General features: G+C 35.7%; 14 protein-coding genes. 6 read left to right on the forward strand and 8 right to left on the reverse strand.

The window, feature by feature from the left end:
- Positions 1–20: 20 nt before the first annotated feature.
- Positions 21–620: a transposase gene (locus tag Q0371_RS00730; protein ID WP_298466998.1), complete on the reverse strand. Its 600-nt coding sequence runs from the start codon at positions 618–620 to the stop codon at positions 21–23.
- Between the two features lie 270 nt (positions 621–890).
- Between Q0371_RS00730 and Q0371_RS00735 the strand changes: the two genes are divergently transcribed.
- The 4 genes from Q0371_RS00735 to Q0371_RS00750 all read left to right on the forward strand — a co-directional run bounded on the left by Q0371_RS00735 (position 891) and on the right by Q0371_RS00750 (position 5,538).
- Positions 891–1,604, forward strand: coding sequence for a response regulator transcription factor (locus Q0371_RS00735; protein WP_298467000.1), 714 nt, complete (start codon positions 891–893; stop codon positions 1,602–1,604).
- Positions 1,594–2,955: a HAMP domain-containing sensor histidine kinase gene (locus Q0371_RS00740; RefSeq protein WP_298467002.1), complete on the forward strand. Its 1,362-nt coding sequence runs from the start codon at positions 1,594–1,596 to the stop codon at positions 2,953–2,955. The genes Q0371_RS00735 and Q0371_RS00740 overlap by 11 nt, the downstream gene beginning before the upstream one ends.
- Positions 2,956–2,996: 41 nt before the next feature.
- On the forward strand, positions 2,997–4,196 hold the full coding sequence (locus Q0371_RS00745; protein ID WP_298467004.1) for a PepSY domain-containing protein: 1,200 nt from the start codon (positions 2,997–2,999) through the stop codon (positions 4,194–4,196).
- 373 nt (positions 4,197–4,569) lie between these two features.
- Positions 4,570–5,538 (forward strand): carbohydrate kinase, encoded by a 969-nt coding sequence (locus Q0371_RS00750; RefSeq protein ID WP_298467006.1) that lies wholly within the window; start codon positions 4,570–4,572, stop codon positions 5,536–5,538.
- A 177-nt stretch (positions 5,539–5,715) separates the two neighbouring features.
- Here the strand turns inward: Q0371_RS00750 and Q0371_RS00755 are convergent, their stop codons facing one another.
- A complete protein-coding gene (locus Q0371_RS00755) occupies positions 5,716–5,877 on the reverse strand; it encodes a hypothetical protein (RefSeq protein ID WP_298467009.1) in 162 nt (53 codons plus the stop codon).
- A gap of 99 nt (positions 5,878–5,976) precedes the next feature.
- Positions 5,977–6,951 carry a proline dehydrogenase family protein gene (locus Q0371_RS00760; protein ID WP_298467138.1) on the reverse strand — a complete coding sequence of 325 codons (975 nt, stop codon included), beginning with the start codon at positions 6,949–6,951 and terminating at the stop codon, positions 5,977–5,979.
- Positions 6,952–7,179: 228 nt separating this feature from the next.
- Between Q0371_RS00760 and Q0371_RS00765 the strand changes: the two genes are divergently transcribed.
- Positions 7,180–9,495, forward strand: coding sequence for a 5'-nucleotidase C-terminal domain-containing protein (locus Q0371_RS00765; RefSeq protein ID WP_298467011.1), 2,316 nt, complete (start codon positions 7,180–7,182; stop codon positions 9,493–9,495).
- 473 nt (positions 9,496–9,968) lie between these two features.
- Here Q0371_RS00765 and menC read toward each other — a convergent pair whose 3' ends face one another.
- The 4 genes from menC to Q0371_RS00785 form a co-directional block, all read right to left on the reverse strand.
- On the reverse strand, positions 9,969–11,078 hold the full coding sequence (gene menC, locus Q0371_RS00770; RefSeq protein ID WP_298467014.1) for an o-succinylbenzoate synthase: 1,110 nt from the start codon (positions 11,076–11,078) through the stop codon (positions 9,969–9,971).
- Between the two features lie 26 nt (positions 11,079–11,104).
- Positions 11,105–11,395: a hypothetical protein gene (locus Q0371_RS00775; protein ID WP_298467017.1), complete on the reverse strand. Its 291-nt coding sequence runs from the start codon at positions 11,393–11,395 to the stop codon at positions 11,105–11,107.
- A 71-nt stretch (positions 11,396–11,466) separates the two neighbouring features.
- On the reverse strand, positions 11,467–12,327 hold the full coding sequence (locus Q0371_RS00780; protein ID WP_298467020.1) for a MurR/RpiR family transcriptional regulator: 861 nt from the start codon (positions 12,325–12,327) through the stop codon (positions 11,467–11,469).
- Positions 12,328–12,663: 336 nt separating this feature from the next.
- Positions 12,664–12,813: a hypothetical protein gene (locus tag Q0371_RS00785; RefSeq protein ID WP_169358770.1), complete on the reverse strand. Its 150-nt coding sequence runs from the start codon at positions 12,811–12,813 to the stop codon at positions 12,664–12,666.
- A gap of 210 nt (positions 12,814–13,023) precedes the next feature.
- Here Q0371_RS00785 and Q0371_RS00790 point away from each other — a divergent pair, with 210 nt between their 5' ends.
- The gene (locus tag Q0371_RS00790; protein WP_169358771.1) at positions 13,024–13,221 is read left to right on the forward strand and encodes a hypothetical protein; all 198 of its coding nucleotides are present in this window, start codon (positions 13,024–13,026) and stop codon (positions 13,219–13,221) included.
- Positions 13,222–13,242: 21 nt separating this feature from the next.
- On the opposite strand, the gene Q0371_RS00795 is transcribed toward Q0371_RS00790, so the two are convergent.
- Positions 13,243–15,234, reverse strand: coding sequence for a thioredoxin domain-containing protein (locus Q0371_RS00795; protein ID WP_298467024.1), 1,992 nt, complete (start codon positions 15,232–15,234; stop codon positions 13,243–13,245).
- Between the last annotated feature and the right edge of the window lie 168 nt (positions 15,235–15,402).

The raw sequence follows: 15,402 nt of genomic DNA on the forward strand, positions 1-15,402 counted from the left end.
ACGTTGTACATCCAATTAATTTAATTAGTAGGAATCTCGTAGTCAAAATGTAAATCTTGTTTAATCCGGAAATTTTCACAATAAGCTACGTAGGTTCTTTCTTTAATATCAGGGTAGCTTTTTATTAAATTGGGAAGCAGCTCGGTGTTTACAAAAGGATAGTCACACTTTTTATCGAAAAAGTAATATTGAAACGAACTATAAGGATAGTATTCCATCTTATTGGTCATAGCCTTGGAAGTCGTTAAAGGGTTTTGATGAATGTAACTACTGACATTTAATAAGCCTATAGGGTCGGAAACCATACTGGAAAAAAATCTGGTTTCATAGAGTTGTCCAAAATAATTATATTTTCGTTTGAAGTATTCTGAGTAAGTCTTGTTGATGGATAACATCACTTCCGAAAGTGGTGTCTCAGGGGAGCGGATCAAAAGGTGGTAATGATTATTCATAATACAGTAAGCAATAATTATGAAATTCGATTTTTTATATGTACGTTGTAAAGCACGGAAAAAGAGAGAAACATCTCCCTCGTTCAAGAAAATATTCTGTCGATTATTGCCTCTCATTGTCACGTGATAATAAATCTCTGGCTGCCAAATCCTCCGCATTCTCCCCATTTTTCTAACCTCCATCTATTCTTTTAACAAACATACTATAAACCTATAAAATGTACAATAATGGAAATTATGCAATATTCACAATAATTTGATTTTTATAGATAATATTCGATTAAATTCTTGTTTTATCGCTTAAAATCGTATCGGAAATAAAATTATAGCGCTTTGTTATCGGTTCATTACAGGTGCCAGGCACCTGTAATGATTCTGTAATGTGTATAATTTGGTCGGTATATTGTGTTAAAATAGCCATAAAGAGGGGGATTCCGTATGAAAGAGCAGATATTAATTATAGAGGATGAGGAAAATATTGCTCGTGTTCTACAATTAGAGCTGGAATTCGAGGGGTATTCTGTCGAGATTGCTTATACAGGTACAGATGGCCTTATTAAATATAGAGAAAAGCCCTGGGATCTGGTGCTGCTAGATTTGATGCTGCCAGGATTAAATGGGTTAGATGTATTAAGGAGAATTAGAGCAACAGAGGCTAAAACTCCAGTTATTTTATTGACTGCAAAGAGCGGGCTGGAGGATAAGGTGAAGGGTTTGGATTTAGGGGCAAACGATTATGTGACGAAGCCGTTTGAAATTGAAGAGCTTCTTGCTCGTGTACGTTCAGCCATTCGTTTCAATAAATCCTCTGCTTCTTCACCAGATCAAGTAGACAATATTCATGTTCATGTTTTCCATTCTATTACTTTAAATGAGCAAACGAGAGAGATTACTAATGATGGGGAACAAGTCAATTTGACGCCACGAGAGTATGATTTACTACTTTACTTAATAAAGCATCCTAACCAAGTGTTATCAAGGGAACAACTTTTAGACGCTGTGTGGGGCTTTGATTATTATGGAGATACAAATATTGTGGACGTTTACATAAGATATGTACGAAAAAAATTAGAGGAGAAAAATTGTTCTTCTTTCATTCAAACCGTAAGAGGCGTTGGATATGTTTTGAAGGAGCTAAAAAATGAAGCTTAAAGCAAAAATTCATCTTTTCTCTACATTTTTAACGCTAGTAATTTTAGGGTTAATGAATATAGGTATCTATTTTATATTTGAGTCAATGGCTTTCGATACCGAGTATAATCAGTTGAATAATGAAGTGGATGACCTGGTTGGCGCTCTCAGTAAAATGGGAGCGGATGACGATCCAGCTACTATTTTACGTGCTTTTATCCCTCCTAATGGAGGAATTAGAGTGATCAACGCCAAGGGTGAATCTATCGTCTTTGTAGAGTCAATCGAAGAGATGAAAGATTATAAACCAGAATTAGAGAATGGAGAGCGATATACCTCAGGTTATTTTCGAGGTGTCCCCGTCCTAACTATAACAAAGCCAGTCATATGGCAAAATGGCGAAGTTGTTGAAATCCATACGCTTAAACAGCTTGTGGAGGTAGATAAAAATTTAAAATTCCTTCGTTGGACCTTAATAGGGGTAACTATAATAGGGATGCTCCTTATGACAATTTCAAGTGTCACTTTAGGTAATATCATTACTAAACCTATAAATAAATTAATTAAAACCATGTCCCAAAGCAGGATGTCAGGAAAATATCAAAAAATAGAGTTAAGTAAAAATCGTAAGGACGAAATGACTCAGATGGGAATAGCGTTTAATGAAATGATGGAGCAGCTAGAGGAAAACTACAATAAGCAGGAGCAGTTTGTTTCTGATGCTTCACATGAATTAAAAACGCCACTCACTGTCATCGAAAGCTATGCAAAGCTATTGTCTCGTCATGGCTTCAAAGATAAAGCAATTGCAGAGGAATCAGTAAATGCAATCATTCATGAGACGGCAAGAATGAAAGAGATGATTTCTCAAATGTTGTTACTAGCTAAAGGGAATGGACAACATACTCAAAAGTCGGAAACAATTGATTTGTATGAGCTGGTGGAAAATACCTTGCAATCTATGCGCACTGCTTATAATCGTAAATTTATATTAAAAGGTGATGGCCCTGTCTACGTGAACACGGATATGGAGCAGCTAACACAGCTTCTTTTTATTATTCTAGATAATGCGAGGAAATACAGCGAAAAAGAAATTAAGACAACGATTACCGAGGAAGAAAATCATACAGTGGTCGCAATTTTAGACTATGGGAACGGTATTCCTAAAAAAGATCTTGATTATATCTTTGACCGATTTTATCGTGTCGACGAGGATCGAAATAGGAAAACAGGTGGAACTGGTCTTGGATTGTCCATTGCAAAAGAGATTGCCAACCGTTTATCTCTTGAATTGGAAATAGATAGCACAATTGGGTTTGGTACTACTATTTATATTTTTATTCCAAAAACTCCAATTCTCATCAATTTTTAATGTTTATCTTTTAAAATAGAATTGGGGGGAGGGAAGCATGAATGAAATTTACTAAAATCAAAAAATATACATTGATTTTTGTGTCAGTGATCGTCATTGTAGGCACTGGGTTTTTGTTTAATGTTACCCAAACGAACAGGCAATTTATGTCAGAGAATGATATTCGTTCCCAGCTAGAGCAATTGTATGATGCAGAGGTAACTGATATAACGTTAAAAGAAAATGTATATAAGGCTGTTATTACAAAAGGTGGCTCTGTTTATTTAGTAGAGGTTAACTCTACAAATGGAGATATCTACACAATGGAGCAGACGAATGAATATATGTTAACAGGTATTTCTCAGCCTGTTGAGCAATCGGAATTCGCCACATATAGTGATACTTTTGAAGTTAGAGAATATCCATTAACTAGTAATATACGTAAAAAAGAAACTAACAATAACATTGTAGTAGAAATGAGTCCCATTACGCAAATACAGGTAAAAGAGGATACAATGAGCATGGTTAATAAAGTAGAAACCGCTCAAGCGACTGAAATGAAGTTGATTAAGTCTAGTATTTCAGCCACTTCTTCAATCCAAGAAAAGTTAAGTGATTCTAAAGTAGACAAGCCAATTACAGAAGTAATTAAAAATGCAATAAAGGATGTCCTGAAAACTGAGCCTGTGAAAACAGAGGAAGTTAAAAAGGAACCAGTCAAAGTGGAGGTTGCCAAGTCTGATGAGGGCAAGGCTGATTCTAAGGCAGAGGCTGCAACTGATTCTATAGAAGGTATTAAAACAGACTCTTCTAAAACAGAACCAACCAAAACAGATATAAGCAAGACGGAAACTACTAAAAATGAAACCTCCAAAGTGGAGCCTGTAAAGGTAGAATCTACTAAGGTAGAGACTAGCAAGACAGAAGAACCGAAAAAAGAGGAAGCTAAAAAGGAAGAGCCAGACGCTAGCTCTACTAGTACCAATAAAACACAAACTGAAACCAAAAAACCTGAAGAAGCGAAGCAGGAAAGTACTGCTACCGTGTTAATTACTCCGGAGCAAGCAACTAAAATAGCCCAGCAACAATACAAGGGAACCGTAGATAGCAATTCCTTTATAAAAACAAATGAAGGTGGCTACTATTTAATAGTGATGCAAACCGCAGATGGTAACTCGAAGGATAGTAAGGATAAAAAAACAAAAGCGACGATCCAGGTACATGCAATCTCTGGAAAAATATTATCAGTAACATGGGAATAAAAATTCTCATCAATTTCTAATAAAACTCTCTGTGTATTCTCATTTAGTTCAGATATGATGAATATATAGAAAAATTATCTTTAATGTTGTTGAATGAGTTTTGAAGGAGCTCTTTCTCCAACTTAGTATAATCGGGGATATCTAACACACGAGCGATAAAACGATGTGGAAGTACGAAGGCAAAAAACTTACGGCGTATTAAATATACCTTGAGCGATAACAAGGAAAAAACACCTCATTCTACCATCCCCGTAGAATGAGGTGTTTTTATTTACATTTTAACTTTTTTGGAAAATAGTATATCCTTTATTTAATCGATGAAACAGAGCTATATTTCATAGTTTACAATACTCTGATAGAGGTGATTACACATATGTATGACGTGGTAGCATTAGGTGAGATATTAATCGACTTTACACCATATGGGCAATCCGACAATAAAAATACATTATTTGAAAGAAATCCGGGTGGAGCCCCTGCTAACCTATTGGTTATGCTTAGTAAACTAGGGATGAAAACATCCTTTATCGGTAAAATAGGGGCAGATGACTTTGGGACGTTTCTTAAGGAAACTTTAATATCTAATCATGTAGATACGACTGGTGTAGTGACAACTGGACAAGTCAACACGACCTTGGCCTTTATTCATCTCCATCCGGATGGAGACCGTTCTTTTAGTTTTTACCGTAAACCAGGTGCTGATATTACTTTAGAGGAAAAAGAAGTGAACTATGAATTAATTGACAAAGCAAAGTTATTTCATTTTGGCTCCGTTTCCATGACTAGTGAACCTTCGAGACAAGCTACTATTAGTGCACTGAAATATGCTAAAGAAAAGGGCTTGCTTATTTCTTTCGACCCAAATTTGCGTGAAAGTCTATGGGACGATCTAAGTGAAGCGAAGAAAGTCATCTCTGATAGCATGCACTTTGCAGACATACTAAAGGTATCTGAAGAAGAGCTTCACTTTTTAACTGACACAATGGACTATGAAAATGGAACTGAACTATTAAGTAGAAACTATGGAATTCCATTGATTTTGGTGACTTTGGGCGAGAAAGGATGCTTTTTTAGATATAAGGATAAAACAGAAATGATTCCACCATATGTAGTAGAAGCAATTGATACAACCGGATCAGGAGATGCTTTCTGTGGGGCTTTACTATACAAAATTTTAGCAGAGTCTAATATGGAGAATTTGAATATAGACAAGCTAAAATCTAGTGTGCTCTTTGCTAATGCGGCAGGAGCATTAGCTGCTACAAAAAGAGGCGGAATACCTGCTCTTCCTACATTAAAGGATATTTGTCAATTGCAGGAGGACAGCCGTAACGAAGTCTAATAGTGGCTATGAATAAAAAACCGTGAAATCAAGTTACTGATTTCACGGTTTATTATTTAGGCTATGTTAAAGTGTAGGGTTGAGTTATGATGCAAAGAAATCTTCAAGAGAGTGGAATTGATTTCCGCCCCAGCCGGACGCTTTCCTCGGGGTGAGCGATAAGCCATCACCCATCGCTTACGCGCGTGGTTGTGATGTCTTATCTGTCTCACTCATCCCGTAGGAGTCGCCGTCTGGTGCTCCAATCAATAAATGGAACAGCTTTAGCATCGATAAAGCATTAAAAACATTTACTCGCATAAACAAAGCTAAAAAATGACACCAACCCAATTTCGTCATCTATTTATGTTCTTAATAGCCATTCGAAAGTTCCTTTGTTTATGTTTACAGTCACTACAACAAAGCTTTTATTTATTGAATAGTATGCCTTATGCAGTATTATTTCTTTCTTTTTGTCAATCTTCCTAGGGCAAATGCACCTGCTGCAAGACCGATCATAGTGTTCGTTTTTTTGTTAAACACTTGTTTTACGACAAGATTCATGTTTGCAGGGCGTTCAGCAAGACGTCTCATGAAGTAACCGTACCAGTCTTTTCCGAATGGTACATATGTGCAGAAGTTAAAGCCTTCTTTTGCTAGCTGTAACTGCATATCTGTACGGAAACCATATAGCATTTGGAACTCAAATTTATCATGTGAAATATTATGATCAATTATAAATTGCTTGATATGATTGATGACATTATGATCATGTGTTGCGATAGAAGTAAATTTACCATTTAATAAGTGCCATTCAATTAGCTCTATATAATTTTGGTCAATTTCCTCTTTTGTTTGATAAGCTACGTCTGCAGGTTCTTTGTAAGCTCCTTTTACAATACGTAGACGGAAGTTTTTATACTTTTGAATATCTTCAGCTGCTCTAAAGAAGTATGCTTGGATAACTGTTCCAACTTGGTCGTATTCCTTAGATAGCTCGTCCAATATGTCAAAGGAAGGCTGTAAATGTTTGTTAGATTCCATATCGATATTAATGAATGTATTATATTTTTTTGCGACTGCAATAATATCTTTTAAATTTTGTAAAGCAAAATCATAATCTATATCCAATCCTAATTGGGATGGTTTTAATGAGATATGAGCATCAACTTGATGTTCCTCTATTGCTTCGATCACTGCGATAATTTGAGCTTTTGCTTCTAAAGCCTCTTCTTTTTCAAAGACAAATTCGCCTAAATTATCTACCGTACAAGAGATACCTTGAGCATTAAGCTTTTTAATACTTTCCATCGTTTCTTCGATATTAGTCCCAGCTACAACATGTTGGGCACCCATTTTTAAACCATACTTTTTAGCGGCCCCATTTAATACTTGGTTTTCTGATAATGTCATAAAAATATCTTTTAACATGATGATACTCCTATCTCTATTGTGATAATTAATTATAGCATATAACACCTTTTTTCGTGCAAGTAGGACAAATAACCTCATACTCCAAATGCAAATAATCACTATTTTTACCTTTTTTAAAATAATTAGAAAATGTCTTGCGTAAATAGTCGAATTGAGATAACTTTTAGTAGTATATGAATCTATTAGTAGGAGCAGAGCATTTATACATATCATATTAGGAGGTAAGACATGAGAAACAAAAAAATTAAACAGACTGCTGTAGCAGCAATCGTGGCTACATCATTATTCTCAGCTTCAAGCATTTCCTTCGCAAGTACATCTTTTCAACAGGTAGTAGATAATGCCAGAAAAGACATCAAACAAGCATCCTATTCTTATAATACACCTGCTCAAGCTGGAAAACTGGCAACGAGCCAAGAACTATATCCTATTTTAAACAAAGCTAAAGCCAATTATCAAAAAGCAAGAAATGAAATTAATAAATCTAATGTAAAAAATAAATCTGCTCTTTTAAAAAGCTTAGATGAATTATATGCTGAACGAGTGACAAAAGGACTTATTCCCTATATCGATGCTTATAACTATGCAGACAAATATTTAACACCAATTATGAAAGAAATTGAAGCTGCTGAAGCGGGTAACGACTGGGAAAAAATTGAGAAAGGCTATCACAAGCTTTCTGCCCAATTAAAAACAAGAACTGCAATTCTATATCGTTTTACTGGAAGAGATGCTCGTCATCTATTGCTAACTCAATACAAGGATCCAGCTAATGAAGTAAGAAACGAATTGATGGTTCCGGTGACCGTTTATATGAAGGTCAAGCAAGCGCAGGCATTACTGACTGCAGATAAAACAGAGGAAGCAAATAAAGTAATTGAAACAATCCAGCCACTTCTTGACAGACTACCAAGTGACAAGGACCTTCCTGCAGTTAAACAGCTTTTAGAGATGGTTCATGCATTAGCTGATCATGTAGATGCAGACTTCACTCTATCTGTTATGCATGTCAATGATACACATGGCCACGTAGAAAAAGGGCCAAAACGTGTCACGGCAGTGAAAGAATATAGAACGTTGCATCCAGATGCGCTACTTGTAGATGCAGGAGATGTATTGACTGGTACACTATATTTTAACGAATTCAAGGGACAAGCAGACGTAGAAATGATGAATCTCATGAACTATGATGTGATGACGTTTGGTAACCACGAATTTGATTTAGGGTCTTCTCCTGAGGGACATAAAGCTTTAAAAGAGTTTATCGAGAAATCCAATTTCCCATTTGTTAGCTCCAACGTAGACTTCTCTCAAGATGATTTATTCAATGGGCTATTTAATGTAAAAGTATCATCGGACCCTAAAAATGGACAAATCTACAGCGGTATCGTAAAGGAAATTAACGGTCAAAAAGTTGGTATCTTTGGTTTAACGACTGCTGAAACAGAAGGAATTTCAAGTCCAGAAAAAGTGAAATTTACAGACTACATTAAAGCAGCTCAAACGATGGTAGATGAGTTTGAAAAACAAGGAATTAACAAAGTAATGGCAGTTACTCATATTGGTTACGATGACAACCCCGCAGTAGATAATGATTTGATGCTAGCAGCCGCTGTCACAGGAATCGATGTAATTGTTGGTGGACACAGTCATACACAGCTGGACAAGCCTGTGATTGTTAATAAAGACAGTAAGGGTGTTGAGAAAGATCCTACCGTGATTGTGCAAGCATATCAATATAGCGAATTCCTAGGCACTTTAGAGGTAGACTTCGATAAAGATGGTAAAGTAATAGCTCATGAAGGTGCTTTAATACCGATAAAAGATCAAAAAGATGATGAGGAAGCCCTTAAGCTTATCGAAAAGTACTCCACGAAAGTTAAAGAAGTTGAATCAAAAGAAATTGGAGTAACTACAGATAAAGATTTAGAAAATCCTCGCCTAAGTGGTGATGATTCACAGTCAAGCGTACGTAAAAATGAAACGATCCTCGGCAATATAATTACAGATGGAATGTTAGCAAAAGCTAAAAAGTATGATGCCAAAGTAATCATGGCACTTCAAAATGGTGGAGGAATTCGTTCAGATATTAAAGCAGGACCAATCACGGTTGGTGACGTAATTACGGTACTTCCTTTCGGTAATACATTAGCGACAATGGAAATCAGTGGTGCTGACCTGAAGGCTGCATTTGAGATTAGCTTTAAATCATATCCAAAGGAAAATGGAGGATTCTTACACGTTGCTGGAGGTAAGGTAGAATTTGACTCATCGAAGCCAGCGGGTGAAAGAGTTGTTTCTATTAAATACTTTGGTGCTGATGGTAAATTAGTAGACGTGAAGGATACAGAGACTTATGTAATTGCTACCAATGCGTTTACAGCTAAGGGTGGAGACAGCTACGATGTTTTCGAGAAAATTTATAAAGCTGGTAAAGTAACTGACTTAGGTCTTTCTGATTGGGAGAATTTAAGAGAACAGTTTGAATCCCTTGATAAAATACCTACAGAAATAGAAGGTAGAATTGTAGATGTAAAAAAATAGTCTTAACTTTTTTCAGGAGGCTGGGACGTAACTAGTCTATAAATTAAAAAACATGAAACGGAAACTCGATTTCATGTTTTTACTTCATTTTAAAGGTCCGCACAATTTCTTGTAAGAAACCTTTCAATTTTAGTTGTTTGAAGTGGAGGTGGCGACTCCTGGGGGAACAGCACGAGCTGAAAGCCCTGCAGGAGCGAAGCGACGAGGAGATTGAAGCCGTGCCCCCGGAAAGCGTCCACTGTAACGGAAAACAACTACAGGTATATTTGAATAGAAGCCTCGAAAAATTTACAAGGTCGTAAAATTTTCGAGGCTTTTTATTTTTGAGTAGAGTTTTGTCCCACCCTCTTTTTAGATGAGAATAAGTAGGAGGGAACAAGTATACGTAATATTCTTTAAAAAGGATTGACACATGACAATAGGGCTGTAAGTGTAGTTTGCACTTACAGCCCTTTTTTAAATGAAGATATTTTCTAGGCTTTAAATTCCCACAGATTCTCCGTGAATTTTTTAATTGATTCTAAATTCGGCTCATAGCCTATCCCATAGCCTGTCGGCACTGTAATATATCCATCCTTGGCAACGACTTCAGGAGTAATAATATCCTCCTCCCAATATCGGGATGAACTTGATGTGTCTCCCGGAAACGTAAAGTTAGGTAACGAGGCAAGTGCAATATTATGTGCACGACCAATACCAGCTTCCAGCATTCCACCACACCAAACTGGTATATTTTTTTCTAAGCAATAGTCATGAATTTTTTTTGCTACTGTAAGTCCCCCGACGCGACTTATTTTTATATTAATAACTTTAGCGCTACCTAATTCTATGGCTTTTTTTACATCTTCAAGTGACAGGATACTTTCATCTAAGCAAATAGGTGTTTTAATTTCTCGTTGAAGTTTTGAGTGGTCAACTATATCATCGTAACCTAAAGGCTGCTCAATCATTAAAAGATTATATTGATCAAGCTGCCTAAATATTTCTATGTCATCTAAGGTATAGGCTGAATTAGCATCTGCCATTAAAGGTAATTCGGGAAACGTTTCTCTTAGAGCAGAGATTAAAGAAATATCGCTACCGGGTTTGATTTTCACTTTAATACGTTTATACCCTTCCTGTACGTAATTCTTTACGACACTTATAAGTTCATCAGAACTCTTTTGTAAGCCAATGCTGACTCCCACTTCGATATTTTTGAAGGTCCCACCAAGTGCTTGAGATAAAGGAAGACTATTTCTTTTTGCGTAAAGATCCCAAACAGCACCTTCTATCGCAGCCTTAGCCATATTGTTTTTACGAATAGGGGAAAATATAGCAGACACTTCATCTGGGTGATTTATATTCCTATTTAATAGTAACGGGATTAAGAAATCCTTTATAATATGTAAATTAGTTTGAAAGGTTTCCTCGTTATACCAAGGGGCATGAAAGGCGGTAGACTCACCCCAGCCGGTATTTCCACTTTCGTCCATAACTTCGACTAATAAAAAAGGCTTCTCCTGTACACTGCCAAAGCTTGTTACAAACGAATTTTTCATCGTCATATTTAGATGATGTAATTTTACTTTTTTAATAATCATTTTTATAGAGCTCCTTAATTGGGAGGTTATTTCATCTTTTTTATAAACTGATAATAATTCACCGGTTCCTTAGTTTTACGAACAGCAATTATGGAATAATTTTCAATGAATAGAGTTTGTATGATTTTTCTAATCTGAAGGTCCCATTTTAATGCTAGATCAGGCTCTGTGACCCGCATTTCTTGAATCAGTTGAGGAATTGGCACTTCATAAGCTTCCTCAGTCGGTACAAATATGCGTGGCTCGATTAAGACAGGATAATTATTTTCTGTAAAGTCAATGTGAAAAGGCTGTGTAAACTTTGTATTCTCCGGCATCGATTATCCTCCGCTTTCTTACTCTTAATCTACCACTTTTTATACTTAATTTCATTGATATCCTACTAAAATTAAGAATTTTCATCGGCACCTTCAAAAAGAAAATGACTTGGGATACTTTGATACATCAGCTGTCTATTTTTAAAGGCATCCTTTTGTTCCACTATTAACCCTGAAACAATGGCATTCATAAAAGAAAACAAAGGTGCAACGGCATCAAAGGTTGACTTGTTTTGTGTAGATACAGGGAATAACACGTCGCTATATTCATGTATAGGGGCAAGCATAGAATCACTTATGCCAATAATATAAGCCTTTTGTTTTCTAACTAATTCTGCAATTTGAAGCGTTTCTTTCAAATAACGGTGAAACGATATAATAATTACTACCGAATTTGAATTCATGCTAGCAATGGTCCTAATCACATCTTCTGTGTCCGGTCTTATAAAGTGAACATTTTCTTTTACTAAACCAATTGAAAAGGAAAGCCAATTGGCGGCAGGGTAGGAGGTACGAAGGCCTAATACATATATTGATTTTGCCTTTGAAAGTCTTTGTACGGCTGCGTAATAAGATGCGGCATCGATTTGATCCATAGTAGCTTGAATAGATTGAATATCTTTTTCCATGACTTGTCTATGAAAGCTTTCTTCCTTAGATAATTCAATTTCTGTGTATTGGTAAGGACTTGTTGAGGATTCGTTGATAAAATAATGTTCACGCATAAGCTTTTGAAGTTCTACATAGCCGGAAAAGCCAAGTGTATAGGAAAATCGAATAACAGTGGATTCACTAATTCCTATTCTTCCTCCTAATTCGGCAGCTGAACAAAGCGCTATATCCCGAGGATGATCTAATACATAAGTAGCCATTTTTTTTTGGCTTTTAGACATAGTAACAAAATTTTCACGAATAAGATTTTGTAATTGCACGGGGTTCTCCTTTTGAAGTTAAGGCGTTATTTTTTATGTCGTTTGAAGGTTAAGCTTCAATTTCTGATAATGCTTAATTTATCATAATATTCCATTCATTACAATTACTTTTTTTAGATAGGGGTTTTAAATAGTATATATCAATGTATATATATAAAATCCTTTTTTTATAAAGGACACAAACAATAAGGTACAGAATGTTCTTATTTATAGGTGAAAGTTAATTGATTTATGTTTTAGGTCAACGGTTTTAGCTAATCCAATCAAGTTCATAAAAATTTCATAACTGCATTTTCGAGCAACCCAATAAAAAACCCCACGTATGGTGGGGGATAGTTATTTATTCTCTTTTTTCTCCTGAACTATTTTTTCTTCTTCGTCAAAAAATGGACAGCCTTCTCCAATCATATTAAGGGAGGCAATTTCATCTAGATCTTGCCTTCTTTTCATTTCATTAGAATCAACAGGATTTGAATTTGAGCTCAACCAATATCCCCTCTCAACTTTTACTTCAATATATTCTAGCGGAAAAGAAAAAAGTCCAAAAAAAAAATTTCGTTCTGTAAATTGAGGCTAAAATTCTATTATTTATGCGTATATCATCGCATTATGTCATAATCACGATATATATTTAATTCTGAAAATTGCAGAAAAAAGTAGATAGAGTAAAATAATAAAAAAGAAGGAGGTCTATTAATGTCGGTTCAACATTTTGTAGATGGAATGAATAAAAGTATAATTCATGTGGAAAAGTCAGTAGAACAAATGGTGCATCAAACTAGCATGACAAAAATCGACCAGCAACAAATAATGCGAGCTTTAATTGAATTGAGTGAAAAAGTAAAGCTGATTGAGATGTATATTCACATACCAAAAAAAGAAGACCACTCTTGATGTCTTCTCCATGGAATTTATTTAAGTTATTTCTTTAATGACTTTTTCTATATCTTTAAGTGGTGCATGGCAACTATTATTTTGACAAATTTCTACCGACAAGGCTTCTAAAGGCGCTGTGGTTGACCAAATATCAAACGGTCTATATGTTGTCTGAAGCACCTTTAAGATATCGCTTATTGGGTTACCAATTAACTTAATTTCTCTTCCTTTGCTATTTAACGATTGGAATGCCATTAGCGAAGACAATAGAGAGGTAGGATAAAGTGTAATTTCCTCAGCAAAAGTGGAAATAGTATTTTCAGCTAGTTGAAGCATATCTGGATTGTCGGTAATTTTAGCTAACCTCCAAAACTGCCAAGCGATTGTCCCGTTCCCAGCAGGAATAATTTGATCCATAATTATTTTTTCTCGAACAATTAGTTTTTCTCCACGTGTACTCGTAAAATAAAATCCACCATTTACTTCATCTTTAAAGTTGTCCATGATCTCTGAGGCTATCTGTTTTGCCTTCTCTAAATACTCTTCCTCATCCGTTGCTTCATAAAGCTCAACAAATGCCCACAACAAATTTGCATAATCATCCAAATAAGCAACGTTCTTCGCTTCACCATCTCTATAAGTTGCGTATAAAACATTTTCCTTAATAAGATGATTTTCAATAAATTGCACAGCTCTTTTTGCAGAGCTTATAAAGTGAGGATTCGTAAAAGCGGCTCCAGCTTTGGCAAGAGCGGCAATCATTAAAGCATTCCATGAGGTAATTATTTTGTCGTCAATATGTGGGTAAGCCCTATTCTGACGATGCTCTAATAGAATAGCTTTAGAAGCATCTAATCGTTCTTCCAATTCATCCTCCGATATATTAAATTCCTCTAGAATAGAAGCAATATCAGTATAGATTAAATTAGGTATATTTCTTCCATCAAAATTACCTTCTTCTGTAATATCATAGGATCTTGCAAAAAGTGTACCCTCATCCTCACCCAAGACTTGTATTACTTCCTGAAAAGACCAAACATAATAAGTTCCTTCTTCACCTTCACTGTCCGCATCAATTGCTGAATAGAATGGACCTTCGGGATGAGTCATTTCTCGTTCAACAAATTTAACAGTGTTGTATACAACTTCTTCATACTGAGGGATTCTAGTAATTTGATAAGCCTCCGTATATGCCATTAAAAGTAATGCCTGGTCATAGAGCATTTTCTCAAAATGTGGAGTAAGCCACATTTCATCCGTTGAGTATCTAGCAAATCCACCACCAAGATGATCTGAAATTCCACCACGAGCAATACCGTCTAATGTAATTTCAACCATATGAAGGGCATCATCCTCATTAGTTTCATGATAATACCTCATTAAAAAGAGCAACTGTAGAGGGGAGGGAAACTTAGGTTCTTTACCGAAGCCTCCGTGCTGAGAATCGAACATACCAGCTAACTGATGAAAGGCAGTTTCTATTATATTTGGCTCTATAGCTGTATGGTTGTTAGTTGTAGTAGTTACTTGAAAGGCTTCTATTAATTTTTCACTTACTTCTTCTAGTTGATCAAATTCATTTTCATATGCTTTATGTAAGCGAGGCAATAAATCTAACAGTCCAGGTTTCCCATATTTTTGTTCCTTTGGAAAATAGGTTCCCGCGTAAAAAGGTTTTTGGTCAGGCGTTAGAAAAACATGGAGTGGCCAGCCGCTTTCTCCAGTTAGCATTTGACAAATAGTCATATATATCGAGTCAATATCCGGTCTTTCTTCACGATCTACTTTAATCGATATGAAATGCTTATTTAATATGTTAGCGACCTCTTGATCCTCGAACGATTCTCTTTCCATTACGTGACACCAGTGGCATGTACTATAGCCAATGCTTACAAACAGAGGTTTGTTTTCCTTGTGTGCTTTTTCAAAAGCTTCCTCTCCCCATGGAAACCAATCAACAGGATTATTGGCATGCTGAAGTAAATAGGGAGATTTTTCTTTGGATAATCTATTGTGACATTGTGACGACATGAACATCCCACTTTCTGTCTTTAAATGTTATTAAATACTTTACCCTTACTGCTAATTAGTTACTCTTTATTTCTTGAAAATATCTCTAGTATAGCTGAATTTTAGTGGCATCAATTTCATGATTTTTCTATGTAAATAAAGCGAAACTTTAATAGAAAATAAAATGAC

The sequence above is a fragment of the uncultured Psychrobacillus sp. genome, from assembly GCF_938022135.1.
In the GTDB taxonomy this organism is placed as follows: Bacteria; Bacillota; Bacilli; order Bacillales_A; family Planococcaceae; genus Psychrobacillus.